The organism is Burkholderia sp. WP42 (assembly GCF_000745665.1).
Lineage (GTDB): Bacteria > Pseudomonadota > Gammaproteobacteria > Burkholderiales > Burkholderiaceae > Burkholderia > Burkholderia vietnamiensis.
The window spans coordinates 135,435-161,537 of the sequence record NZ_JQJT01000019.1 but is presented as its reverse complement, the minus strand read 5'-3'; the positions used below and the strand labels follow the sequence as shown (position 1 = coordinate 161,537).

Here is a 26,103-nt window from a genome sequence, read left to right as displayed (position 1 = left end):
GGTGCGCCGCCGATCCAGAAAGGAGGACGCTGCATGTCGATTCCGACGCGTGGCGACGGGCTCGACGCCCGCGCCGTAGAGATTCTGCATCGCCCCGTGTGCGACCTGCTCGGCTGTGCCTGGCCGATCGTGCTCGCGGGCATGGGCGGTGTCGCGCGGGCCGAGCTGGCGAGTGCGGTGAGCGCCGCCGGCGGGTTCGGTTTTCTCGGGATGGTGCGTGAGCCGGTCGCGTTGATCCGGCGCGAGGTCGAGCGGGTTCGCGCGGCCACCGCGCAACCGTTCGGCGTGAACCTGATTCCGGCGTCGACGCCGCGCGAACTGCTCGACGCGCAGCTCGATGCGTGCATCGAATTGCGGGTGCCGGTCGTCGCGCTGTTCTGGGACGTGATGCCGGACGTCGTGCGGCGCCTGCGCGATGCGGGCGTGCGCGTGGTTCATCAGGTCGGCTCGGTCGACGACGCGCAGGCGGCCGACGCGGCCGGCGCGCACGCGCTGATCGTCCAGGGGCACGAGGCCGGCGGGCATGTGCGCGGCGATCGGCCGCTCGCCGAGCTGTTGCCGCAGGTGGTGCGCGCGACGCGCTTGCCGGTGCTGGCCGCGGGCGGGATCGCCGACGGCGCCGACGTGGCCGCCGCCATGGCGCTCGGCGCGCAGGGCGCGGTGATCGGCACCGCGTTCATCGCGACGCACGAGTCGTTCGCGCATCCATATCACCAGCAGCGGATCGTCGACGCACGCGACGGCGACACGCTGCTGACCGACGTCTTTCACATCAACTGGCCGCGCGGCGCGCGCGTGCGCGTGTTGCCGTCGAGCGTCACGCGCGGCGAGCGCGGCGATCCGTTCGGCGACGCGCGCGTGGTGATCGGCGACGAGGAAGGGCGGCCGATCTATCTGTTCAGCACCGATTCTCCGCTGCGCACGATGACCGGCGATTTCGAGGCGATGGCGCTGTATGCGGGCACGGGCGTCGGCCGCGTCCGGACGATCGAGCCGGCCGGCGACGTGCTGCGCCGGATCGCGTGCGATGCGGCGGCGCGCCTCGGCCAAGGCACCGGCGCGGCGCGCCCGGCCGACGCGGACGCCGACCGCAGCGCGTTGCTGGCCGCGCTCGACGAACTGCTGGAGGCCGAGCGCGCGGGCGCACGCGTCGCATCGGAGACGGCGGCCGAGATCGACGACGATCCCGACCTGCATCGGCTGATCGCGCATATTCGTCAGGACGAAGCGCACTGGTGCAGCGTGCTGGTGGACGCGATCCGCACGCTCGGCGCCACGCCGACGCGTGCGACCGGCGCGTTCTACCAAAAGGCGATGGCGATCGACGATCTGGACGAGCGCATGGCGTTCCTGAACCGCGGGCAGCGCTGGGTCGTGCGCAGGCTGCAGGCGCTGCTGCCCACGCTCGCGAACCCGGATCTCCATCACGCGTTGTCGCTGATGCTGGTCGCGCACGAGAAGAACGTCGGCGCGGTCGACATGCGGCTGCGGAAGACGGGCGCGGGCCGCGCGTAGGAATGCGCGCAGCCGCGGGCCGGCGGCGCGGCAACCGCTAGAATTGCGGTTTTAGCCCGGAATACGTCCATGTCCTTCGCCTCGCTTGGCCTGATCGATCCTCTGCTGCGCACTCTGCAGGATCTCAACTACCAGACACCGACGCCGGTGCAGGCCAACGCGATTCCTGCGGTGCTCGGCGGCAAGGACGTGATGGCCGCGGCACAAACCGGCACCGGAAAAACTGCCGGCTTTGCGCTGCCGTTGCTGCAGCGGCTGGTGCAGCATGGCCCGGCGGTGTCGAGCAACCGCGCGCGCGTGCTGGTCCTCGTGCCGACGCGCGAGCTGGCCGAGCAGGTGCTGCAGAGCTTCGTCGAATACGGCAAGGGCCTGGACCTGCGCTTTCTGGCCGCGTACGGCGGCGTCAGCATCAACCCGCAGATGATGAAGCTGCGCAAAGGCGTGGACGTGCTGGTCGCCACGCCGGGCCGTCTGCTGGACCTGAACCGCCAGAACGCGGTGCAGTTCGATCAGGTGGAAACGCTGGTGCTCGACGAAGCCGACCGCATGCTCGACCTCGGCTTTGCCCGCGAGCTCAACGCCGTGTTCGCCGCATTGCCGGCCCGGCGTCAGACCTTGCTGTTCTCCGCGACGTTCACCGACGACATCCGCGCGATGGCGGCGACCATTCTGCGCAACCCCGTCAACATCAGCGTGAGCCCGCCGAACACGACGGCCAGCCGGATCAAGCAGTGGGTGGTGCCGGTGGACAAGCGCAACAAGCCGGAACTGTTCATGCATCTGGTGGCGGAGAACAAGTGGGAGCACGCGCTGGTGTTCGTCAAGACGCGCGCGGGCGTCGATTACCTGGCGGCCATGCTCGACGAGGCCGGCTATGCGGTCGACACCATTCACGGCGATAAGCCGCAGCCGGCGCGTCTGCGCGCGCTCGAGCGCTTCAAGGCGCGCGACGTGCAGATGCTCGTCGCCACCGATGTGGCGGCGCGCGGCCTCGACATCGACGATCTGCCGATGGTGATCAACGTCGATCTGCCGATCGTCGCGCAGGACTATGTGCACCGCATCGGCCGGACTGGGCGCGCGGGCGCGAGCGGCGTCGCGGTGTCGCTCGTGTGCGCGGACGAAGCGCCGCAATTGGCTGCGATCGAGGCGCTGATCGGCAAGACGTTGCGCCGCGAGGAAGAGCCTGGATTCGAAGCCGAGCATCGCGTGCCGGAAACCAGCGCGACGGGCCAGCTCATCAAGAAACCGAAAAAGCCGAAGAAGCCGAAAGTGTTGCAGGCCGCGCCGGCCGCCAAGCCGATGCCGGGCAAGCAGGCGCGGCCGCGGAGTGGGGAAGGGAGCGGCAAGCCGGGGGCGAAGCGCGCGGGCGGCGCGGGTGCGGCAAGCGGGAAAGGCGCGAAAAGCGTGATCAGCGGCAGCCCGTTCAGCGTGCAGAAGCCGCGCGGTAAATCGGGCGGCAAGCTGGGCGGTGGTTCGGCCTCGGCGGGCAAAGCGACGGGTGGGCGCGGCAAAGGCTGAGCCTGTTGCTGATCCGCGTTCGGGCGAAGGCTCGTACGCGTTGCGGCGGGTACATACGGGCGCAAGGTTCTTCCAGGCAGCGGCGGCAAGCCGGCTGGCCGGCCTGCCGTCGAAGTTGCGAACCGGACCATGACAGCTAGACTGGAAGTTCCCCCATGCAAACCATCGAGGGCCACATGGCGAACATCTACGTGGTTAAAACCGGCGAGCAATTCCTCTGCACCGGCGAGGACGGCGACATCGGCCTCGCGCCCGTGATCGAGGACGCCATGTCCTTTTTGTCCTACGACGAAGCACTCGCGGCGGCGAACGAACACGCCGAACCGGGGTTCGAAATCCTGTCCGTCGATATGACGCGTCGCTGATGCGGATGTCGATGGTGAGCGGCCGGTGATGGTGCGCGAATGCCGCGTGGTTGGTCGACGCGGTGGGGCGCTGGGTTCGATGCGGCCGCTCATGCAACGTCCGACGTAGGCGCGCACCTGTCTCACCTCATTCGTTCGGCTTGCTGAGCAGATGCCTCGAGCGGTTCTGCGCCTTCTTCGCTGCGGATCGATCGAGCATTCACGAGCCGTCATAGCAGCCGCTTCTTTGGGCTCGACGCTCGGCTCCGCTTGCCACACTGCCAACCGCGGCCGTCAGGCGGTCGCGAATGTGAAAACGGCATTTCGGCCGTGCCACGCGAAAGGCTGAACGGCTTAGCCGCATCGTGACTGAAGTCGGCGGGACGCGCGCGCGTGACCATAGCGCGACACTCTGGCGCTTCCGTACCTTCCGCACGCGGGAGATAGCCCTTCTCGACAAGATCGTTTCCTCCCGGCGCTGTCTCGATTTCAACGAGATCTCATTATGTGCGGGTCGATGGTAAATCGGAATTATTCCGACGATTGGATTGTGACTTTTCCGATTGGCGAGTTAATGGCCGCGCTCGAAAGTACGGTCCGGATCGCAAGGCCTGAGCCGCTGGTTGCGGTTCGTCTTATTTCATGCACGTCGATTCATGCCATTTTTAACTCCTAATGCCGAGGCGATCACGACGATTGTTTTCTTGGCTGCACGATCCTGTTGTAAACGTGCCGATTCGGAGCGAAACGGTTTTTAACGTTCTCGCACGTTGGTTTTTTGGCCATATTCAGCGCCGAGCGCGCCGCCGCGACCGGATCCCGTATGAGCCAGGCCCCTCTCGGCTTCTATGACGAGAGGGATCGGTCGTTATTGAGACAAGACCATTTTTATGAACGAAGGTAATTTTTCAAAAGCGGAGTGACGTCTATTTAACAATTTTTGCGTGAGCTCATCCTGAACCTCTGTTGTGGGTAGTCGTGTTTCGCGACGACTCGTCTATGAAAATGGTTGACCATCTTCTGAATTCTGCCGTGCAATCATTCAGCGAAAATATCGAGTGAGACCGACCATGCGTCGACTGATGCGCGAATTGGAATACCGTTGTCTTCAACGGGAAGCGCGCAAACGAGCGATTAACTTCGACCATTCTTCGCTGAGCAGCGGAGGGCATGCGCTTTGGGTCAAGGCGACTGCATGGGTCATGTCGGTCGTGATGTATCTCGGTCCTGCAGTATTGCTCGCTGACGAAGCGGCCTACGCCGCACCGATCGTCGACCCGCGAGCGCCGATCGCATTCCAGCCGTCCGTTACGCAGACCAGCGCGGGCGTGCCTGCGATCAATATTCCGACGGCAAACGCGAACGGAATAAGCGTCGGCCAGTATCAGTCGTTTGACATAGATTCCCGCGGCTTGGTGCTCAGTAACAGCACGATTGCCGGCACGCCATTGCTCGGCGGCACGCTCGGCGCCAACCCGAACCTGAACGGTCGGCCAGCGACAACCATCATCAATCAGGTCACATCCAACAACATCGCGACGCTGAACGGGCCGCTCGAGGTGTTCGGGGCACCGGCGGCCGTCATCGTGAGCGCGCCGGGCGGAGTGTCGGTCAATGGAATGGCGCTCACCAACGTTCCGGGGCTGACGCTGACGACCGGGGTGCCGCAGTTCCTCACCGGCGTCGGAGGTAGTGCTACCGATTTCGCTCATGCCGGTGCGGTGGGCTACGACGTCCGCTCCGGGAACATTTCGATCAATGGACCGGCAGGGGTCAACGGCCCGGGTGCGGGTATCGAAGGCACGGTCGGCAATATCGATCTTATTGGTCAAAGCGTGACGTTGGCGGCTCCGTTGCGCGCGGATCAGCGTGTGAACGTGGTGACCGGCAATCAGCTCGTCACGCCCACAGCCAGCGATTCAAGCGGCGCGACGTACGGCACCGCGGCGAACGGTGTGGTCAACACGGCGGCTGCGATCGGCAAAGGCATCGCAGTGGATGCGAGCCAGTACGGCTCGGTCACGTCCGGGACCGTCTATATCGTCTCCACAGCGGCCGGTATGGGGGTGAACACGCAAGGTCCGATGTCGGCGACGGCGGGCAACGTGGTCGTCAACGCGAACGGCGACATTTCCGTCGGCAAGACCTTCGCGAACCAGAACGTCAACCTGACGAGCACGGGCACCACGACGATCACCGATACCGGTCTCGCGAACCGGAACTATACGGTCGCGGCAAACGGCGACATCAACGCAGCGGGCGCGGTGTCGGCCGGGCAGAACGTGTCGATGACGGCGGGCGGCAATCTGAATGCCGCATCGGTTGCGGCGAACGGCGCGGCCAGTCTCACGGCCGGTCAGTCGATGTCGATCGGATCGCTGTCCGCACATGACATTGCGTTGCAGACTACGAGCGGCGACCTGACGGTGGGCGGCTTGAGCGCACCGGGTAGGGTGTCGGCGAACGCTGGGCGCGACCTCACGGTGAACGGCGCAGTCCAGGGCGGGAGCACGGTCGCGTTGACGGGTGCGCGCAACGCTACGATCAACGGGCAGGTGTCGGGCGTGGGCGATACCACGATTGCGGCGCAAACCGGCTCGGCGACGGTGAACGGTAACGCGCTGTCCAATGGGGCACTTTCGGTGACCGCCGGGCAGAGCGATGTTATCGGCGGCACGGTGCAGGCGCAGGGACCGGTAACGATCACGGCGCAAGCCGGCTCGATCACGGGCCAAGGGAACGTCACGGGGTCGCAGGGCGCGGTCAATCTCAAAGCCGGGCAGGCGATTGCGCTGACTGGCGCGGTCCAGAGCGGCAGCGCGATTAATGCAACGGCAGGCACGAACGCGAGCTTCGGCGGGACGGTATCCGCGCCGGGGGCGGTCACGATTCAGGCGGGCCAGGACACGACCGTTGGCGGCAACGTGACGAGCGGCGGCACCCTGAGCGTGACGTCGGGCGGCAATACGAACGTGCACGGAACGGCCGCCTCGATCGGGAACATGACGCTGGCGGCCGGTAGCGGCTCAGTGACGACAACCGGTGACGTAGTGTCGCTCGGTACGCTGAATGCAACGGGCCAACAGGGCGTGAACCTGGGCGGCACGGTCTACAGCGGCGGCGCTGCACTGATCGGTTCGACGGCAGGCGACGTTGCCGTGGCCGGCGCGGTGTCGACTCCCGGCACGATCAGCATCAATGCAGGGCAGGATGCGACGGTTGCCGGAACACTGCATAGCGGCCAAACCGCGACGATTGCGGCGACGCGCGACGTGGGCCTGAACGGCGGCGTCGAAGTCGATAGCGCGGGCAACGCGACGGTTACGGCCGGGCGCGATATCACTGGCTCGGGCGCCGTGAACGTGGCGAACGATACGGCGCTCAATGCGGGCAATAACATCGCCGTTTCCGGCGCGATCCAGACCGGCAACAATCTGACTGCAGCGGCCGGACAGAATCTCTCGGTGGGCGGAGCGACGGCCGTTGGCAACAGCGCGCTGACGGCGACCAACGGCAGCGCGACGTTGACGGGCGATGCGTTGTCGGGCGGCACCACGACGATTTCGGCCGGCACGGACGTGAACGCCCAAGGCAGCCTCAAGAGTCTCGGCGACCTTGCCGTGACGGCGAAAAGCGGCAGCTTGACTGCGGGAGGCCCAGTAGCGACGGGAGGCAACGCTACGCTAAGCGCTGGCCAGAGCATGACGCTGAACGGCCAAGCCACCGTGTCGAAGGACGCATCGTTCACTGCGACGAACATCACGACTCAGGGTGTCGCGGTCGGTGGCAATCTGACGGCGAATGCGAGCAACAACCTCGACATGTCCGCGGGGCAGCTCAATGCGCAGTTCGATGCGAATGCGCCGGCATTGTCGGTCGGCGGTAACGCAACGCTGTCGGCCGCGAATGTCACCACCGCGAACGCCGTGGTCGGCGGCGCGGCGGCGATCGCCGGTAAGCAGAGCGTCACCACGGGCGGCACGGCGGCGTTCAAGGGCGGCGCCACGCTGACCGGCGGGACGGTGACGAACGTCGGTACGCAACTGTCGGGCAGTAACCTGACCGTCTCCGGCTCCAACGTCAGCAACACGGGTACGTTGTCGTCGTTGGGGACGAGCACCGTGAATGCGGCGAATTTGACGAATGGTGGCTCGATCTACGGTGCGACGACGGACCTCACCGTGTCGGGCACGGCTACGAACTCTGGTTCGCTGCTCGCGACGAACGCGCTCAATCTGGCAACGAACGCGCTGAGCAATCGCAACGGCCTCATTTTTGCGGGGGACGTCAACAACAAGACCGCGCCGACGGGCGACGTAACGGTTACGGTGAACGGCGGCAATGGCACGTATGACAACACGGCCGGCGAAATACTTGCGCAGCATGACCTGACGCTGAACTTGCCGAATCAGGCGTTCGATCCGTCGGCCGCGTCTGCAGGCGCGATCAATCTCGGTAATGCCCTGACCATCAATGCGCAGCAGATCGCCAATTCGGGGACTTGGGCGATGCCGGGCAACAGCGTCGCGCTGAATGCCGCGCAAGGCATGACGAACACCGGGACGATCAGCAAGGCTGGCGACATTACGCTGTCGACGAATGGTACGTTGACCAACAGCGGAACGATCTCGTCCGGCAACAACGTGCACTTGTCGGGCACGGTCGTCAACCAGTCCGGTGGCACGATCACGGCGAATCAGGACGTGAACCTCGCAGGCGTCGTGACGAACGCGGGAACGGTCAGTGCCGTGCGTGACGTCAACTTGTCGGGCAGCAGTTACGACAACACGGGCGCGTTGACGAAGGCTGGTCGCGACTTGAATGCGTCAGTGTCCGGTGACCTCGTGAACGTGGGCGGCACGATTTCCGCGCAAAACAACGTGACGATCAACGCGGCCAACGTCAATAACAGTCGCGCGGGCGGCAACTCAACCAGTACTACTACGGCCACGACCGATATCAACACGGCTGGGCTGGGGCCGGATTTGTTGGCGTCTTCGATTGGTACGGAGACGCTCACTTCGTCCGTCGTCATCAATATCGACTCTGGAGCGACCGAGAGTTATTCGTCGACGATTACCGCACGCGCCGGTGACTTGCAACCGTCCGGCGCAACGTCGATGAGTGCGCCGGATATCAGCGGCGGAACGCTGTATGGAGTCGCATTGCCCGCTGTGACGCGTACGACGACCACGACCCAGGCAAGCGGTGCGGCCGGTGTAATTGCCGCAGGCCAGAACCTGTCGATTACCACCGGAACTCTGAATAATCACGGCAGCACGGTTTCTGCCGGGAACAACGTGACGCTGAACGTTGGTGCGCTCGACAACGGGGGGGATCCCGCCGTGACGACAATAACCGACAGTATCACTGCGGCGGCGTACACCGCGTTCTTGACGCAACTCCAAGCGGCATACAAATCCGGTCAACTTGTGGCACTCCCCGGCGTTGCCGACAGTGTGACGGTGAACTTCACCCCCGGACAAGTCAGTCCGCCGGTGCTGCAGACATCGACTATTACCACCTATACAAGCCAAAGCGCTGGTCAGATTGTTGCGGGCAACAATCTGACATTGAACGGCATCGGGCTAAGCCTGACCAATGCCGGCAACTTATATGCCGGGCAGGATCTGGTGATTACCGCCAACAGCTTCACGAACCAGGGGTATCACACCAGCAACATCACATCGACGGTTGGTTGTGTTGCCGGCGTTTCGGCGTCTCAGTGCGGATTCATTTACGGAACCAACAGTCAGCCGATTTACTATTGGGCATTTTCTTTCAACCGACCTGGGCAGGCTTTCAGTGATGCGATGCCGATCGTACCGCTGACGCGCACGCCTTCAACGACTACTGGTCCGAACAACGATTCGATTGGTCTGTTCGCTGACCAGATTGATACACAAAACTATAGCTACACTCAGACCAACAATACCGTCTTCGCCGGTCGTGATCTGACCATTGCGGCACCAACGGTGTCGAACAACTATGGCAACCTGCTGGCGGGTCGCGATGTCGTTGTCGGCGGTGCCGGAACGAGCCGCGACAACACGGACCCGGCCAGCCCGGCGACTACCGTCACGCAGGGTGCGAGCGTCACGAATTCGTCGGGCAACATACAGGCCGGCCGCGACATCTCAATGAGCACTGCGTCGCTGACGAACACCTTGTCAGCGCCGCAGCAGGTCTATCAGAACTACGGTACGACTGCCCGTTACGGATGTAGCGGGGCATTTCAGCACTATTGCGACGCCTTCGTCGAGATGCAGTCAGGTGATGCGTCGACCATTTCCGCCAATCGGGTTCTGTCGATCAGCGCGGGCAGCGTCACGAACACGGGCAGTCTGATCACGGCGGGTGGCCAGGCGACCGTCACGGCGACATCCGGCGTGACGAACCAGGACCAAACCCTGAACGCGAACTGGCATGATGCGTTCTACGGCGGTATCGTCGGCGGTTCGCCGCCGCCGGACAATTTCGGGTGTGGAAACTCTGGCACCTGCTCGACGCTGTTCGGCAGCGCGTATCAGAGCAACGCGGGGATTCAGCCGCCCACGCCGTACAAGAGCCTGCCCGGCACGATTCAGGCGCCATCGCTCGAGGTGACGGCAGGCGGTGCCGTGCAGAACTCCGGCAACGTGATGGGGCAACAAGTCTCCGTGACGGGCGCGACGCTCGTGAACGGCCTCACGTCGCCCAACGTCTATACGCCGCAGCCGACCGCGTCGCAGCAAGTCATCCCGCTCGGTCCGGTGGGTGTGCCGACAAGCGCCAGCACGGCGCAGAACGGCGCAAACGCAGTCGCGAACTCGCTGATTCAATCGTCGGTCGTGGCCAGCGCGGTGTCGGGTGGCCAGTCCACGGCGATTACTTCCCAAACGGTCGGCACGCCGCGTAATCCGGCAGTGCCATCGGCGAGCACGCCGCAGGGCAGCACCGTCCAGACCATTGCGACGGCGAATTCGAACCCGACCTATCTGATCAACAACCCGGCATCGCAAGTGATCGGCGGTGTCGGCCCGTCCGACCTGATCGCGAACTTGCCGGCGAATCTCCGGCCAGGCTCGGCGCTGTTCTACTACGACCCATTCAGCGAAAACCAGCTGCTCCAGCAGGCCGCGCTCGCGCAGACGGGCACGGCGAGCTTCATCGACGGGCTGAAGTACGACAACCAGAATCAGAAGTCGGTCACGGATCAGGAAAAATCCGTGCTGTACGGTAATGCGATCGCGTATGCGAAGGCGAACAACATCGCACTCGGGACCGCGCTTTCGTCGCAGCAGGTCGCGTCGCTCGATGCGCCGATGCTCTGGTACGTCGAAGAAACTGTTCCGGAGCCGGGCTGCAGTGCAACGGGGGTGGCGAGTTGCCCGACCGTGACTGCGCTGATGCCGCAGGTGTATTTGCCGCAGAACTACGCGGTGGTTCAGCATGACGGCACGATCACGGGTCAAGACGTGTCGCTCGTCGCGACGAACAAGGGTTCGATTACCAACACGGGCACCATCACCGCGACCGGCACGTTGTCGATCGACGCCGGGACGGTGACCAATCAACAGCGCTCTACCGACGTCGGCACGATCTATACGTATATGCCGGACGTCATGGGTCTGCTGACGACGACCGGAACGGTGACGCAGCAGGGTGGCTTCATGTCGGCCGCCAACTACAACCTGAACGTCGACCGCCTGAATCAGGTTGGCGGTGTGCTTCAGAAGCTGGATCCGAATGGGCAGGTCAATGCGAGCGCGACGGCGGATCAGCTCGCGGCGCTGAAGAGCCAGCTCGGCGGGAACTTCACGCAGAGCGCCGTCAGCGACAACCTGCATACGAGCTTCCAATCGCTGGCGGATAGCCCGGGTCTGTTCGAGCAGATCGGGATGGCCGTGACGGCGGTGGTGGCATCGTTCATCACGGCGGGGGCGGCGAGCGCGTTCATGGCGGCCAGCGGTGCCGCGATGGCCGGAACGGTCGGCGGCTCGATGGTTTCGGCGGGTGTGGGCGGTTTCACCGCCAGCGCCATCTCGCAGGCGAGTACCGGCCAGTTCAGTCTGACGGCTGCCCTCGAGGGCGGAGCGACGGCGGCCATCACCGCGGGCCTGACGAATGGCATCACCTATTCGCCGGACGCTGGCGTGGGTTGGGCGGGCCTCGGCGGTCAGATTGGTAACAACAGCCTTTCTGCACTCGCGGGCGTGAAGAACGTGGGCGGGGCGATCGTTCCGCAGGCCGGTGCGTCGACGGCAACGTCGCTCGGGCAAACCGCGCTCGCGCTGGGCGCCGAGGCGACGATTCAGGCCGGGGTGCAGACGGCGATTCAGGGCGGTAGTTTCCTGACGAATCTGCGCAACAGCGCTGTTTCTGATCTGGCCGCAGCCGTCGCGTACGGCATCGGCGACACGACGAATCCCTACACGGCTCAGAACGTGCTTGAGCACGCTGCGCTCGGGTGTGCCGCCGGGGCAGCTATGGGCCAGGGCTGTGGTGGCGGGGCCGTCGGCGCGGCTACGAGTGCGCTGGTTTCACCACTGCTGGTCTATGCCGCCGCAAATAGCGGTGCTGATGCGTATGCTCAGCAAGCACTGGTTGGCGGGCTCGCAACTGCTGTTGGCGGTGCTGCAGCTGCTGCTGCCGGGCAAAACGTTCAGGCGGGCATGACGGCCGCGCAGAACAATGCGTTGAACAATGATCTGCAGCACGTCGACAAGGTTGTGCAACTGATCGACAAGCTGCGGGCACGCAACTCAACGATTGGTGCGAAATACACGTCGGACGATCTGCTCAAGGCCGCCGAGAACGTCTATGGCGGTAACGGTGGTCCAAACGGAATGCGCGTTTGGAGCAGTCTGGCGGATGCGCAAGCTGGTACGGCGGCTCGGGGCACGACTTTCTATCGGGATGCGCAAGGGCAATACGTTGAACAGTGGAAGGTGCCCGTTGGTGCGGAGGATGTTGCGCGCGGGCTCGTCGACAATGCGATGAAAACGTATGGTCCGTCATACGCGGGTGTGACGCGAGATAACCTTGGGCAGTTGATGTCGACGTATATCGCGCAGTTCGGTGCGGACACGTCGAATTTCCAAAGGCTCGGAGAGGGGGCCGCAGGACTGGGGCTCGCAGGGAGTTTGATCCGTAAAGAAGTGTCGACCCTCACCCCAGTGGAAGCGGCTGTTGGCGGTACTGTTGTCGACGTGAATCCTGCTGACTTGCGTTGGACACAGAGAACAGCCGGCGGAAACGGGCGTGCGGATACGCTTCGCCAAAGTATCGCGCAAAACGGTTACGCAGGAAGTCCGATTGACGTTGTTCAGACGACTGATGGTATCGTGACCGTTGACCATACCCGTGCGGCCATTGCTCTTGAACAGGGAATCACTAGCATTCCAGCTACGTTGCATCTACCGACCGATCCTCTACCGCCTGATATGGTTGGACGATTTGGTAATGCAACAACATGGGGCGACGCTGCGGCATACCGTGCCGCTAACCAACGTCCGCCGCTGCCGCCCACCGGGACCACGACGCCACCGAAATTGCCAAAACCGAAAATTGGAAACTGATCATGACATCGTCATCAACGCCTATTGCACCAATCGGGTATCAATGGCTTATCGATCGAAAGATGGTTGGATTTGAGCCGTTCACCCAACTCCAACCGTGGCACTACCTACCCCCAGAACATCAGTTCTGGGCTTCGGAGCGCTGGCCTGGAGTAACCGAAAAACTGCTGTACGCATTTGCAAAGAGACAAGATTGCGACGATCTGGCTTGTTTCGTCGTTGCGGCTGATAACGCGGTCAAAGGGATTGCATTAATTCATGGGTGGACCGGAAACGGTTACGAGGTAGGTCGTGAATTCGTTGATTTCTGGGAATGGATGAAGCATGTCATCGATGATGTTGCAGAGTGGGCGAATGTAGAGGAATAAATGCGTTAGCTCCCGGTTGAGTCGCGCGGTGAAATTTGACTAATTCTGCAGGCCAACCGAAGACTGTGGATGGCTACGGAACCGTGTCGTCCGTTCGACTGCAATCGGAGGGTTCCCGGGTATGAATCCAAACACGCAGTTCAACACATGAAACATTTACAAACTCTCGCGCCGAAACTTTTTGCTAAGCTCGAGAAGGCGAATGAAAATAGCCTGCGCAAGATTTGCTATCGAGTATGTGACTATGCTGCGACGGCCAACAGACCACATGATCCTCTTATTGATGAGGTCATCGGTTATTTGCGGCTTGGAAATAAATGTCGCCAAGGTACGGCGGCTGAACTCGATGAGCTAATGAATCGACTGGATGAAAGATATTTCGACTTAAAAGATCGAGTGGATGAGATGATGGAGTCTCCTGGTCGCGAGCAACTACTTGCTGAGTCTGATGAATATTTTCGGAAGGCGAGAGTCGCGGCAGCGCTTCGTGTTGCTGTCGGTTCGGATGCATTTGAGGCGGCAACGGAGTCGATCTATGAAGCTGCTGCGAGCGTTGATAATAATGTCGACATATTTGATCTTGCGGCGAGCCTCATTTGATTTTTGTGGCGCACCTGGTGAGTAATGACTCAATCGCCTGTGGTTCACATTCCAAGATGAATTAAAGAATATTCCGTTAAGCAAATTTTGTAACGATTTGGCGGCCGGGAGTTCGATGAATCTTTTACCACTGCAATGTAGTTTGCCCTTGGTGTTGCTGGGCATCTCCTGCTCAACTCTGGCCGCTGGGATTGTTCCTGACGGAGGTACATAACTCAGGGACATGGGGTTCGGTATTTCTTATTCAATTGATCCATTTATATTTAGAAATGGGGTGGTTTCGGTGGAGGGGATCGAGAAACTTCAATTGCTTAACTCCGTGGCCAAAAATATCGGGCACGCTTTCTAAATTGGCGGGTGAAATGGATCATATTTTGGCTACAGTAAAATTGTCTGATGCGGTAGACCAACCCAAGGTTGCGGGCGTGTCGAGTGGGTATTCCCCGCATCATAAATTTCCTAACATAAATTGGCTTGCGAGTGGAAAGCATACTTATGATGATTCTATTTTGCATTATCCAGGAGAAACAATAAAGGCGAAGATCAGCTTTGCTAGTTGGGAGTACATGGTTGGCGACGTTAAGGTGGGGGATTGCTTCGAAATACGAGAAAATAATCGTGTGATTGGTTTCGGTGGGGTTGATGGGTTTGTGTGAATTGTATAGAGCTATTTCTTATTAAGTGAGATGTAATGGCGAAGAAGATGTGGAGACCGGGTGTTTCACTGATATGGATCGGGGTGTCGTCGTCGGTGTTTGCGAGCGGGATCGTTCCCGACGGCGGCACTGCGACGTCTGTATTGACTGGCGCTGGTGGACGGCAGACGGTCAACATCGCCCCCGCCATCGGCGGCGTCTCGAACAACACCTACTCATCCTTCAACGTCTCGAAAGCCGGCGCTGACCTGAACAACGTCGGCATCAACGCTCGCACGATCGTCAACCAGGTCACGAGCACGAACCCGTCGTTGATCCAGGGCAACATCAACGTCCTCGGCCCGCGCGCGAACGTGATCCTGGCGAATCCGAACGGTGTCACGGTCGACGGCGGCAGTTTCACGAACACTGGCCATGTCGTGCTCTCTACAGGGCAGGTCGGTTTCACCGACCTGACGCTCGCTCCCGGCGTCATACAGCGCAACGTAGTGCTGACGACCAACCGCGGCGCGATCGCGATCGGGCCCGGCGGGCTGTCCGGCACGCTGGTCAACCTCGACCTGATCGCCAAGCAGTTGAGCATCAACGGCCCGGTAACGAACGATTTCACCAGTTCGACGAGCGGCATCCGCGCGCTCGTCGGCGACAGCACCTCAACGTACGACACGAGTTTCTCGCCGTCCGACAACGGCCACGACTGGCTGATCGGCACATCATCGCCGGGCGCCAAAAGCAACGCCGTCGCCGTCGATATCACCGCAGCGGGCGGCCTGACGGCCGGCCGCGTTCAGCTGATCGTCACCGACCAGGGCGCTGGCGTTCACAGCCTCGGCAAGATCTACGCGAACGCCGGCGACGTCGTGGTCGCGGCGAATGGCGACATCGCGATTGCCGACGGCTCCTTGAAGGCCGAGCGCGACGTCGCGCTGACGACACCCGGTACCGTATCGCTGCAGGGCGCGCAGTTGACCGCCGCGAACAATGCGAACCTCCAGGCCGGCAATATCGTGCTGTCCGACGACGCCACCGGCCCGACCACCGTCAGTGCCGGCAACACAGTCGAACTGACGAGCAGCGGCGCGATCACGAACACCGGCAGCCTGATTCAGGCCGGCGCGACAGCAAGCGACGGCACGACGACCGGTGGCGACGTGATCGTCAACGCAGCAGGCGACATCACGAATCGCTCGAGCGCGGACAACCTCGCGATCCTGTTCGCCGCGAACGGCCGGACCAGGCTGACGGCCGGCGGCAACATCATCAACGCCAACGCCCGCATCCTGTCGAATGACGCAGTGGATCTCACCGCGGCCGGCGACGTGCAGAACATCATCGACCATACCGGCGGCACGAACGGCGGCCAGCCCACCGCGTATTCGGATCGCGGCGGCAGCTTCCTGTTCTTCACGCATACGACGGGCGGCTTCAACGTCGATTACGGCACGATCGGCGACCCGGATCAGCTCTCCTACATCGCAGCTGTCCACGGCCCGGTGACGATCGCGAGCCGCAACTTCACGAATGCCGGCGGGATCGTTCAATCGAACGACGGCGACGTCAACCTCACCGCGCAGAACGCGTTCACCAACGCCGCCGTCTTCACGGGCAAGGCGAGCTATACGCGCAGCTGCTGGATCTTCTGCCACGCCGACGCATCGAGCGACGTCACACCGTACGGCGGCACGATCCAGGCCGGCGGCAACATCGGCATCAAGGCCGGCACGCTCGCCCGCAACGTCGGCGGCAACGTCTTCGCGAACGGCGACATCAAGGTCGATGCACCGCTCACCTACGCACAGGGCGTGACCGGCTATTCCGCGATCAACCAGCATCGCGGCTTCAAGGCATTCTTCGGCAGCACGTGGGCCCAGATCATCGCGATGGACATCGGCGGCGGCTTCACCGCGAACGGCAGCGTGACGCTGACCGGCGACGGCGTGATCGACGGCGGCTCGTTCAGCGGCGCAAACGGCGTGACGGCCGCTGGCGGCATCACGACGCTACGTACTCCTGCACGCACGCCCGTCCAGATCGACCAGCATCTCGGCCTGACGACGTGGTGGTGGCGGTAACGGATCGACTATCGAACGAGAAATCGACTCGGGGTCGCTGTCGTCATGGCACGGCAGCGCGAACGCTTGGACACCCGCATGCACAATAACGATGAAACCACGCGCATTCCCTCGGCTGAAGCTGCCACTGTTGGTCGCGAGTGTCCTCGCGGCATGTCATGTACCGACGCACGCGCAGACGCCGCCTCCCGCCGCCCGTCCGGTGCAGGATCCGGCGCAACTGATCATCGAGCAGCAGCGCGAGCAGGCGCGCCAACGCCAGCTCGAACAGCCGCCGGCGTCCGTGACGATCGCGCCGACGCCGGAGACGACGCTCGACATCCCGGTGGATACACCGGTCGATGCGATCGTCGAAACGGGACCGACCTTCGCCGTCAAGCGGATCCTGCTCCAGGCGCCGGACGGTAAGCCCTTCGAGCCGCCTCGCGGGATCTCGGCCCAGCAACTCGCTGTGATTGTCGAGCCGTTCGCGGGCCGCGAGCTCGGCTCGCACCGCATCAACGTGCTGCTGAAGCGCATCACGGACGTCTTCGTCGCGAATGGCCTCGTGACGACGCGTGCACTGCTCGGGCCGCAGAACCTTGCCACCGGCACCCTCAGGATCACGATCCAGATCGGCACCATCGAGGCCTTCACGGTCAACGGCAAGCCGATTCACCGGCTGAAGGCGGGCGAAGCGTCGGCAGGCGGCGGCTGGTTCACGGACGCCGGTTACGACAACGCGTTTCCGGCGGCGTCGGGCGATCCGCTGCGCCTTGCGGATATCGATCAGGGCGTCGCGCAGATCAACCGTCTGCGCCGCAACCAGGCGACGGTGCAGATCCTGCCGGGCCGGAATCCCGGCGAATCGATCGTCGACATCGGCAACAAGCCGGGCGATCGCGTGTACTACACGCTGGGCGTCGACAACTACGGCAGCTCGGCGACCGGCGTCACGCGCTATCGCGCCGGCGTCGAGGCCGACAACCTGCTCGGCCTGCAGGAATCGCTCAGCGTGAACTTCCTCGACAGCCTGGACAGCAATGCGATCGTCGGGTCGTTCGCGGTGCCGTTCGGGCGACACACGTTCAGCTATACGATCTCCGATTCGGAATACCAGCAGGTGATCGGCACGACCGCGCTCGAATACGGTCGCACGCTGTCGCACATCTTCGGCTGGAACTATCTGGTCAGCCGTAGCGTGAGCGACATCACCAGCGTGGACGCCACGATGTCATGGCGCCGCACCGACCGCGAGATCAACGGCATCGATCTCGATCCTCAGCGCGTCGCGGTATTGCGGCTGGCCGGCAACTGGCTGCACAAGTTCGTGATCAACGATGCGCAGGGCAATTTGACGATCAACGGCGGCGTGTCGCAGGGCCTGCCATGGTTCGGCGCGAACCACGATCCGCACGGCATCGCGCGCGACGAGGCGCACAGCCAGTTCACGAAGGTCGATGCGACGGCCGCGTTCACGCTGCCGCTGCCGAAGCTCGGTCCTGCGATGATCGCGTACCGGGGCGTGCTCGGCGGGCAGTACACGAACCTGGCGCTGTTCGGGTCCGAGCAGCTGTATCTTGGCGGGATGGACACGGTGCGCGGCTTTCGCTCGGGCGAGATCGCGGGCGACCGCGGCTTCTATTCGCGCAACGAACTCGCATGGGTCAATGCGCCGGCATGGAACAATGGCCGAATCGAACCGTATGCGTTCGTCGACGCCGGCAAGGCGAGCCTGATCGCGGTTCCGGGATTCCCGACGCTCGCCGGCGCGGGCGCCGGGCTGCGCGCGCAATGGCAGTGGCACAAACAGATGCTTTCGGGCGAGTTGCTGGTCGGGCGTGCGCTCACGCAGCCGGCCGCTCTCGGACCGAAAGCCACCCTCGTACTGGCAACCTTGAATTGGACAATGTGATGAAGCTTCGTCAGTGGAAATCTCTTATCGCGGCCGCCGCGCTTGGTGCAGGCATCGTCGGTCACGCGCCCGCTCAAGCGCCCGCTCAAGCGCCCGCCTCGCCGACGCCGACGGCCGGCACCGTGGCAACCGTCAACGGCACTGCGATCACGCAGGCGGAAGTCGATGCGGTATTGCGCGCATCGCGCCAGCCGGATACGCCGCAGGTGCGCCAGGCGATCAAGAATCAGCTGATCGCGCGGGTGCTGATCCAGCAGGCCGCGGAGAAGGCGAACTACGGCAGCAAACCGGAAGTCCAGGCGGCGATGCAGGTCGCGAAGGCGAATGCGGAGACGCAGTTGTATCTGAGGGACAACGTGAAACCGGAGCCGGTCACGGATGCGCAGATCAAGGCGCGCTATGACGAGATCGTCGCGTCGCTCGGCAAGGACGAATACAAGCCGCGTCTGATCGTGGTGAAGGACGCGGCGACGGCCGCGACCGTGCTGAGCGAGCTGAAGGCCGGCAAGCCGTTCGATAGTCTCGCGCGGCAATACAGCATCGCACCGAGCCGCGATGCCGGCGGTGAGCTGCCGTGGGTGAGCTTCAAGGCGCCGGCGACGGAGGGCAAGACATCCGGTTTGCCGGTCGCCGTCGCACAGGCGCTGGAAAAGCTGCCGGCAGGCGCGATGACGCCCGAGTCGATTCCGGTCGATGGTGCAAGAGTGATCGTGAAGCTCGACGCGAAGCGCCCGACGCAGGTGCCGTCGTTCAATGCGGCCAAGACGACGATCCAGCAGCAGTTGCAGGCGCTCGCGGTGGAGAAGGCGAGTGCGGCATTCGTGGGTAGCCTGCTGAAGAGCGCGACGATTCAGCAATAGGTTACCGGTCCCTATGCCGGTGAAACGGTCCGGTTGTCGGTTCGAAGGGCGGTGATGCATCGAAGATGATGCGCGCCAGGGCGCCCTTCGAAAAAATCGGAGCTGCGCTAGTTCGTCAGGCGGTGCGGCGTCGCGCGCCGGGCTGGTCTGATCGACGCGTGCGATCACGTCGATTGCCGGCGTTTCGAAGCATTCGGCGATGTCCTTCGTGAACGGTTCCACGCACCCAGAAAAAAGCCCGCCGAAGCGGGCAACCTCTCGATGAAGAGGACGAACTCCTGATCTGCGACCGCCACCGCCACCGCCACCGCCACCGCCACCGCCACCGCCACCGCCACCGCCACCGCCACCGCCACCGCCACCGCCACCGCGCACCGCGCACCGCGCCACCCTCACCCCTTCGTCGCCCCGAACGTCAGCCCCGCGACGAAGTGCTTCTGCATCGCGAAGAACATCGCGACCGACGGCAACGCCGCGAGGATCGACCCGGCCGACACGAGGTTCCACGACGTCGTCCATTGCCCCTTCAGCGCCGCGACGCCCGCCGTGATCGGCGCGGCCTCGTCGCCTTGCGTGAGGCACAGCGCCCAGAAGTAGTCGTTCCACACGAACGTGAACACCAGAATCGCGAGCGCGGCCAACGCCGGCCGGATCAACGGCAGAACGATCCGCCAGAACACCGTCCACTCGCCCGCGCCTTCGATGCGCGCCGCCTCGATCAGCTCGAACGGCAGCTGCTTGATGAAATTGCGCAGAAACAGCGTGCAGAACCCTGTCTGAAACGCGACGTGAAACAGGATCAGCGCCTCGACCGTATTGAACACCCCGAGCCGCAGCGACAGATCGCGCACCGGAATCATCAGCACCTGCACCGGCACGAAATTTCCCGCGACGAACGTGCCGAACAATGCGGTATTGCCGCGAAACCGATACGTCGCGAGCGCGAAGCCGGCCATCGCCGCGAGCGCGATCGAACCGAGCACCGACGGCACCGTGATCTGCACGCTGTTCCAGAAGTAATGCAGCATCGGCGACGTGGTCAGCGCATCGCGATAGTTCTCGATCATCGAGAAATGCCGCGGCCAGCCCCAGTAGTGGCCTTCGACCAGCTCCTCGGTCGAGCGCACCGACGTGACGAACACGGCGATCATCGGCAGCAGCCAGATCACGAGCGCGACGGGCAGCGACAGCTTGTACAGCCGGCGCGATACCGGCTTCCACTGGGCAACGGGTGTCGGAAACATGATGAGTGAACTCCCGAAAGTCACTGCTCGTTGCGCAGCATGCGGCGCAACTGGAACACGATGTAGACGAGCATGATCGCGAACAGCACGACCGCGATCGACGCGGAATAGCCGAGCCGGTAGTACTTGATCGCCTGGTCGTACATGTAATACGCGAGCACGGTCGAACTCTCGAACGGGCCGCCGCCCGTCATCACCGAGATCAGGTCGAAGCTGCGCAGCGCGCCGATCACCGTGACGACGATCGCCATGAACGTGGTCGGCCGCAACTGCGGCAGCACGACGTGCCACAGCAGCGCGAAGCCACGCGCGCCTTCCATGCGCGCCGCTTCGATCTGCTCGGGGTTCACCGACGTGAGGCCGGTGAGGTACAGGATCATGCAGTACGCGGTCTGCGGCCACAGTGCGGCGAGCACGATGCCGAACGTCGCGTAGCGCGCATCGCCGAGCACCGGAATGCCGTGCCCGGCGATCAGCGCGAGCAGCCCGAAGGTCGGATCGTAGAACCACGAGAAGATCAGCCCGACGACCACGCCCGACAGCACGAACGGCGCGAAGAACAGCGACTTCACGAGCCGGATGCCGGCCACGGCCTGATTCAGGTACAGCGCCAGCGCGAGGCCGAGCGGCGGCGCGAGCATGAACATCGCGAGCCAGATCACGTTGTTGCGCAGCGCGGTGTAGAACGTCGGCGCGTGCAGCAGCTCGGCGTAGTTCGCGAGGCCGACGAAGGTGCGCTCGGTCATCCCGTCCCAGTTGCACAGGCTCAACCACAGCGTCGACAGGATCGGCCAGATCACATAGACGGCCACCATCGCGCAGGCCGGCGCGAGAAACAGCCAGGCGGCGCGCCGCTGCCGCCGCGCGGCAGGCGACGGGCGGCGCGCGGGCAGCGCGGCGGCCGCGCCGGCAGGCGTTCGAACGGATCGGGACGTGATCGGACTGGACACGGCAAGCCTCCTGAAACAACGGATGCGGCGGCGCGGGGCCGCCGCACGGGTCGCACGGTTACTTCTTGTAGATCCGCTTGCGGGTCTGCTCGAGCTGCGCGAGCACGCTGTCGAGCTGCGCGGGGTTCGAGACGAACTGCTGCATCGCCTTCATCCCTTCGTCGGCCATTTCCTTCGTCATGTCGCGATCGTAGAACTGTGCGACGCCGCCCTTGGTGTCGGCGAGGATCCGGAAGCCGATCCGCGAGATCGGATCGGCCGGCTCCGGCGACTTGCTGTTCGCCGACAGCGAGCCGAGCCCTTCCGCGAGCTTCGCGCCCATCTCCGGCGTCTCGACGAACGCGAGGAACGTATGCGCATCGGCCTTGTTCTTCGCCTTGGTCGGGATGTGCAGCGATTCGACCGGGCCGTCCTCGGCGGTCGGCACCTTCGGGTCGATGATGGGGAAGCGGTAATAGCCCATCTCCTGCTTCACGTTCGGCGGAAAGCCCGCCGCGATGAAGGTGCCCATCAGCATCATCGCGGCCTTGCCCTGGAACAGGAACGGCTGCGCGCCGTCGAGATCGTAGGACAGCGCGTTGTCGATGAAGTAGCCCGCGTCGATCAGCGACTTCCACGTCGTGTAGACCTTCTTCACGCGCGCGTCGGTGTACGGCACGTCGCCGGCCATCAGCTGCTGGTGGAACGCGTTGCCGTTCAGGCGCAGGTCCAGATAGTCGAACCAGCCGGCGAGCGTCCATGCGTCGCGGCCGCCCACCGCGATCGGCGTGATGCCGGCCGCCTTCAGCTTCTTGCACGCATCGAGAAACTGGTCCCAGGTCTTCGGCTCGTCGGCGATGCCGACCTTGCCGAACAGGTCCTTGCGATAAAAGAGGCCCCACGAGTAGTAGACGGTCGGCGCCGCGTACTGCTTGCCGTTGTATGACGATGCGCTGCGCGTCGACGCGTACATCGCATCCCAGCCGTTCTTCTTCCAGTCGCCGCTCAGGTCCTCGAACAGCCCGCGCCGCGCGTAGTACGCCATCCGTTCGCCTGCGTGCCAATTGACGACGTCGGGCGCGACGGTGGTGAGCCATGCGGGAAGCTGCACCTTGTACGCTTCCTCGTCGACGTAGGTGGGCTTCACGTCGATGTCCGGATGCGCCTTGTGGAACGCGTCGATGGTCGACTGCCAGACCGCGCGCTGGCTCGCGCCCTTGAACGCGATGTTGATCGTCAGCGTGCCGGCGTCGGCGGGCGCCGCGGCGCCGAGCGAGGCGAACGCGATGGCGGCGGCGCTCGCCAGCCGGGCGGCGACGCGAAGGGGGCGATGTGTCATGTCTGTCTCCATTCCTGTATGTCGTTGTGCGTGACCGGCGCGTGCGCCGGGGGCGATGCTACGGACGGCTTCGATACACGGCGACGCCTTGCGGCTCGACCTGCGCGGCGCCGACCACGAACGCGGACGGCGCCACCGCATCGATCGTGTGCGGTGTGCTGCCGTAGTTGAACACGTAGGTCAGGCCGCCGCGCCGGCTCACGCGCACGTCGTCGCCAAGCGGCGTCGGCGTGAGGCCCGCTTCGGCCGCGACGTCGGCGAACCCGCGCAACGTGGTCGCATCGTCGAACAGCGCGGCCCAATAGTGAAACGCGCCGTGCGACACCCACGCGGGATGGCCGTCGGCGAAGCGCGCGTGCACGACGCTGCGCGCCTCGTCGTGCAGCTCGACGAGGTCGCGCCAGTGGCGCGCGTCGCCGCTCAGCGGCGAGCCGTCGCGCAGCGCGCCGTCGATGCGCTCGGTCACGTTCGGGCGCAGCGATTCGACGCGCCACACGCGCAACGGCAGGAGCGACGCGAGCGGGCCGGGCGGCAGCGCCGGCGGAATCTGCAGGTCGACGGTCTTCGATCCGGTGCGCGGGCCGAACACGGCATGCGCGCCCGAGGCGGCGAGCCGCGCCGCGAAGTCGTCCGGCACGACGGGCAGCGGCGGCACGACGACGAGCCGGTAGCCGTCGAGCGGCGCGTGCGCCGAGACGATGTCGACGTCGAGGCCGAGCGCGCGCAGCGCCGAGTAATACTCGAACGCGAAGCGCGGGTAGTGGAAATCGGCGCCCTGCGGCTGGACTTCGAGCAGCCACTTGGCTTCGTAGTCGAACACGAGCGCGACGGGGGCGCGCACCGCGCCGTCGGCATCGGCGTCGAGCACGGCGGCGATTTCGCCCGCGACCCACTGCGCTTCGCGGCCGCCTTCGTCGAGCCGATCGTCGGGCGTGTGCAGGCCCGCGTGCATCTGCTCCTGCGCGAACGGCGCCTGCCGCCAGCGGAAATACGACACGCAGCCGGCGCCGTGCGCGAACGCTTCCCAGCTCCAGAGACGCACCATCCCCGGCAGCGGCGCCGGGTTCCAGTGCGCCCAGTTCACCGGGCCCGGCTGCTGCTCCATCACCCAGAACGGCTGCTTCGACATGCCGCGATAGAGGTCGTGATTGAACGATGCGAAGTCCGGGTGGCCGGTGCGCAGCCAGCGCGCCTTCACGTCGGGCGCGAACCACAGCTCCTCCAGCGCGCCGAGCGGATAGCTGTCCCAGGTCGCGACGTCGAGGTCGCGCGCGACCGCATAGTGGTCGAACTCGGTGAACAGCTGCATGAAGTTGTGCGCGACGGGGCGGCCCGGCGAATGCGCGCGGATCACGTCGACCTGCATCCGGTGATAGCGCGCCAGCTCGTCGGACGCGAAGCGGCGGTAGTCGAGGCGATGCGACGGATGCGCTTCGGTCACGGTGCCCACCGGCGCATCGACCTCGTCGAAATGCCGGTACTCCATGCTCCAGAACACGGTGCCCCACGCGCGGTTCAGCGCGTCGATCGTGCCGTAGCGCGCCTTCAGCCAGGCGCGAAAACGCAGGAGCGCGGCCGGCGAATAGCTGACGACGGTCTGGTGGCAGCCGAGCTCGTTGTCGGTCTGCCAGTAGCGCACGGCCGGATGGCGGCCGTAGCGTTCGGCCACCGCGGTGCAGATCCGGCGCGACGCTTCCAGATAGGTCGGCGACGAGAAGTCGTAATGGCGGCGCGAGCCGAACTTGCGCGGCAGGCCGTCGGCGCCGATAGCGAGGATGTCGGGATGACGATCGACGAGCCATTTCGGCGGCGTCGCCGTCGGCGTGCACATCACGATCTCGAGGCCGGCCGCGCCGAGCACGTCGATCGCGCGGTCGAGCCAGCCCCACGCATATTCGCCCGGCGACGGCTCGATGCGGCTCCATGCGAATTCGCCGATCCGCACCTGCGCGATGCCGAGCGCCTTCATGCGGCGGGCGTCGTCGGCCCACATCGATTCCGGCCAGTGTTCCGGGTAGTAACAGACTCCGAGGCGCATGCCCGATCCTTATGCGTAATGGTGGACGGGAAGGTCGGCGCACGCGGGCACCGCGCGGCCGTCTTCGTTGAACAGATGACACGCGGCCGCCGCTGCGTGCACGTGCACGCGCTCGCCGGCGTGCACGGCCGCGTCGCCGGGCACTTTCGCGATCAGCGGCGCGCCGCCGGGCTGATCGAGATGCACATAGGTCTGCTCGCCGAGACGCTCGACCAGCGCGACGTCGCGCGCGAGCGTCGTCGCGTCGGGCGCGGCGCCGAGCGTCAGATGTTCGGGGCGGATGCCGAGCGTGACGGCTGCGCCCGGCGCGAGCGCGGAGCCGTCGCGCGGCAGCGTGAACGATTCGCCGGACGCCACGAGCGTGACGGTCGTGCGCCGGGCGTCGCAGGCGACGACGACGGCCGGCAGGAAGTTCATCCGCGGCGAGCCGATGAAGCCGGCGACGAAGCGGCTGGCCGGATGGTGATAGAGGTCGAGCGGCGCGCCGACCTGCGCGATGCTGCCGTGCCGCGCGGTGTCGGCGCCCGTGTGCAGCAGCACGATCTTGTCGGCGAGCGTCATCGCCTCGGTCTGGTCGTGCGTCACGTAGACGACGCTCGCGCGCTCGAACTGGCGATGCAGCTTCGCGATCTCGATGCGCGTCTGGCCGCGCAATGCCGCGTCGAGGTTCGACAGCGGTTCGTCGAACAGGAACACCCCGGGCTCGCGCACGATCGCGCGGCCGATCGCGACGCGCTGCCGCTGTCCGCCGGACAGCGCCTTCGGCTTGCGCTCCAGCAGCGTGTCGAGCTGCAGGATCCGCGCGGCGTCGCGCACCTTGCGGTCGATCTCGGCCTTCGGCACGCGCGCGAGCTTCAGGCCGAACGCCATGTTCTCGTAGACGGTCATGTGCGGAAACAGCGCGTAGCTCTGGAACACCATCGCGACGCCGCGCTCGGCGGCCGGCACGTCGTCGACGCGGCGGCCGTCGATCGACAGCTCGCCGTCGCTCAGATCCTCGAGGCCCGCGATCATCCGCAGCAACGTCGACTTGCCGCAGCCCGACGGGCCCAGGAACACGCAGAACTCGTGCGCGCCGATGTCCAGATCGACGTCGCGTATGACCGGCGCGTGCTCGCCATAAGCCTTCTGCACGCGACGCATCGAGATGCTCGCCATTGTCT

The 26,103-nt window shown here is 64.4% G+C and carries 16 protein-coding genes; 10 read left to right on the top strand and 6 right to left on the bottom strand.

Annotated elements, in window-relative coordinates:
- Nucleotides 1-33: 33 nt before the first annotated feature.
- From EX20_RS12660 to EX20_RS12630, 10 genes are all read left to right on the top strand, one after another.
- Nucleotides 34-1,515: a nitronate monooxygenase gene (locus EX20_RS12660; RefSeq protein ID WP_034193755.1), complete on the top strand. Its 1,482-nt coding sequence runs from the start codon at nucleotides 34-36 to the stop codon at nucleotides 1,513-1,515.
- 69 nt (nucleotides 1,516-1,584) lie between these two features.
- On the top strand, nucleotides 1,585-3,036 hold the full coding sequence (locus EX20_RS12655; protein WP_034193754.1) for a DEAD/DEAH box helicase: 1,452 nt from the start codon (nucleotides 1,585-1,587) through the stop codon (nucleotides 3,034-3,036).
- A 176-nt stretch (nucleotides 3,037-3,212) separates the two neighbouring features.
- Nucleotides 3,213-3,401 carry a hypothetical protein gene (locus EX20_RS12650; RefSeq protein WP_014724274.1) on the top strand — a complete coding sequence of 63 codons (189 nt, stop codon included), beginning with the start codon at nucleotides 3,213-3,215 and terminating at the stop codon, nucleotides 3,399-3,401.
- Nucleotides 3,402-4,450: 1,049 nt separating this feature from the next.
- On the top strand, nucleotides 4,451-12,940 hold the full coding sequence (locus tag EX20_RS12645; protein WP_231572256.1) for a beta strand repeat-containing protein: 8,490 nt from the start codon (nucleotides 4,451-4,453) through the stop codon (nucleotides 12,938-12,940).
- 2 nt (nucleotides 12,941-12,942) lie between these two features.
- Nucleotides 12,943-13,308: a hypothetical protein gene (locus EX20_RS31910; protein WP_072465495.1), complete on the top strand. Its 366-nt coding sequence runs from the start codon at nucleotides 12,943-12,945 to the stop codon at nucleotides 13,306-13,308.
- A gap of 147 nt (nucleotides 13,309-13,455) precedes the next feature.
- Nucleotides 13,456-13,908, top strand: a complete 453-nt coding sequence (locus tag EX20_RS31905; RefSeq protein WP_131929032.1) for a hypothetical protein — start codon at nucleotides 13,456-13,458, stop codon at nucleotides 13,906-13,908.
- A 362-nt stretch (nucleotides 13,909-14,270) separates the two neighbouring features.
- Nucleotides 14,271-14,564, top strand: coding sequence for a hypothetical protein (locus EX20_RS31900; RefSeq protein ID WP_131929031.1), 294 nt, complete (start codon nucleotides 14,271-14,273; stop codon nucleotides 14,562-14,564).
- Nucleotides 14,565-14,611: 47 nt separating this feature from the next.
- Nucleotides 14,612-16,636: a two-partner secretion domain-containing protein gene (locus EX20_RS12640; protein ID WP_374702169.1), complete on the top strand. Its 2,025-nt coding sequence runs from the start codon at nucleotides 14,612-14,614 to the stop codon at nucleotides 16,634-16,636.
- Nucleotides 16,637-16,727: 91 nt separating this feature from the next.
- A complete protein-coding gene (locus EX20_RS12635) occupies nucleotides 16,728-18,530 on the top strand; it encodes a ShlB/FhaC/HecB family hemolysin secretion/activation protein (RefSeq protein ID WP_034193752.1) in 1,803 nt (600 codons plus the stop codon).
- The gene (locus EX20_RS12630) at nucleotides 18,530-19,390 is read left to right on the top strand and encodes a peptidylprolyl isomerase (protein ID WP_034193751.1); all 861 of its coding nucleotides are present in this window, start codon (nucleotides 18,530-18,532) and stop codon (nucleotides 19,388-19,390) included. The genes EX20_RS12635 and EX20_RS12630 overlap by 1 nt, the downstream gene beginning before the upstream one ends.
- 164 nt (nucleotides 19,391-19,554) lie before the next feature.
- Here the strand turns inward: EX20_RS12630 and EX20_RS32505 are convergent, their stop codons facing one another.
- Genes EX20_RS32505 through EX20_RS12600 form a run of 6 tightly spaced genes read right to left on the bottom strand, consistent with a single transcriptional unit; the run spans nucleotide 19,555 to nucleotide 26,098 of the window.
- Entirely contained in the window at nucleotides 19,555-19,758 is a 204-nt protein-coding gene (locus EX20_RS32505; RefSeq protein WP_034193750.1) for a hypothetical protein, read from the bottom strand.
- 24 nt (nucleotides 19,759-19,782) lie between these two features.
- Entirely contained in the window at nucleotides 19,783-20,634 is an 852-nt protein-coding gene (locus EX20_RS12620) for a carbohydrate ABC transporter permease (protein ID WP_011881166.1), read from the bottom strand.
- A gap of 20 nt (nucleotides 20,635-20,654) precedes the next feature.
- A complete protein-coding gene (locus EX20_RS12615) occupies nucleotides 20,655-21,584 on the bottom strand; it encodes a carbohydrate ABC transporter permease (protein ID WP_034193749.1) in 930 nt (309 codons plus the stop codon).
- 58 nt (nucleotides 21,585-21,642) lie between these two features.
- Nucleotides 21,643-22,902 carry an ABC transporter substrate-binding protein gene (locus EX20_RS12610; RefSeq protein WP_014724276.1) on the bottom strand — a complete coding sequence of 420 codons (1,260 nt, stop codon included), beginning with the start codon at nucleotides 22,900-22,902 and terminating at the stop codon, nucleotides 21,643-21,645.
- A 58-nt stretch (nucleotides 22,903-22,960) separates the two neighbouring features.
- Nucleotides 22,961-24,940 (bottom strand): beta-galactosidase, encoded by a 1,980-nt coding sequence (locus EX20_RS12605; RefSeq protein WP_034193748.1) that lies wholly within the window; start codon nucleotides 24,938-24,940, stop codon nucleotides 22,961-22,963.
- Between the two features lie 9 nt (nucleotides 24,941-24,949).
- A complete protein-coding gene (locus tag EX20_RS12600) occupies nucleotides 24,950-26,098 on the bottom strand; it encodes an ABC transporter ATP-binding protein (protein ID WP_034193747.1) in 1,149 nt (382 codons plus the stop codon).
- Nucleotides 26,099-26,103: the final 5 nt, after the last annotated feature.

What these genes read in the sequence shown, in the direction of transcription:
- EX20_RS31910 (WP_072465495.1), top strand. Translation starts at nt 12,943, where the DNA reads ATGACATCGTCATCAACGCCTATTGCACCAATCGGGTATCAATGGCTT.
- EX20_RS12660 (WP_034193755.1), top strand. Translation starts at nt 34, where the DNA reads ATGTCGATTCCGACGCGTGGCGACGGGCTCGACGCCCGCGCCGTAGAG.
- EX20_RS12620 (WP_011881166.1), bottom strand. Translation starts at nt 20,634, where the DNA reads ATGTTTCCGACACCCGTTGCCCAGTGGAAGCCGGTATCGCGCCGGCTG.
- EX20_RS12645 (WP_231572256.1), top strand. Translation starts at nt 4,451, where the DNA reads ATGCGTCGACTGATGCGCGAATTGGAATACCGTTGTCTTCAACGGGAA.
- EX20_RS12650 (WP_014724274.1), top strand. Translation starts at nt 3,213, where the DNA reads ATGGCGAACATCTACGTGGTTAAAACCGGCGAGCAATTCCTCTGCACC.
- EX20_RS12610 (WP_014724276.1), bottom strand. Translation starts at nt 22,902, where the DNA reads ATGACACATCGCCCCCTTCGCGTCGCCGCCCGGCTGGCGAGCGCCGCC.
- EX20_RS12630 (WP_034193751.1), top strand. Translation starts at nt 18,530, where the DNA reads ATGAAGCTTCGTCAGTGGAAATCTCTTATCGCGGCCGCCGCGCTTGGT.
- EX20_RS31905 (WP_131929032.1), top strand. Translation starts at nt 13,456, where the DNA reads ATGAAACATTTACAAACTCTCGCGCCGAAACTTTTTGCTAAGCTCGAG.
- EX20_RS12605 (WP_034193748.1), bottom strand. Translation starts at nt 24,940, where the DNA reads ATGCGCCTCGGAGTCTGTTACTACCCGGAACACTGGCCGGAATCGATG.
- EX20_RS12635 (WP_034193752.1), top strand. Translation starts at nt 16,728, where the DNA reads ATGAAACCACGCGCATTCCCTCGGCTGAAGCTGCCACTGTTGGTCGCG.
- EX20_RS12640 (WP_374702169.1), top strand. Translation starts at nt 14,612, where the DNA reads ATGTGGAGACCGGGTGTTTCACTGATATGGATCGGGGTGTCGTCGTCG.
- EX20_RS31900 (WP_131929031.1), top strand. Translation starts at nt 14,271, where the DNA reads ATGGATCATATTTTGGCTACAGTAAAATTGTCTGATGCGGTAGACCAA.
- EX20_RS12655 (WP_034193754.1), top strand. Translation starts at nt 1,585, where the DNA reads ATGTCCTTCGCCTCGCTTGGCCTGATCGATCCTCTGCTGCGCACTCTG.
- EX20_RS12600 (WP_034193747.1), bottom strand. Translation starts at nt 26,098, where the DNA reads ATGGCGAGCATCTCGATGCGTCGCGTGCAGAAGGCTTATGGCGAGCAC.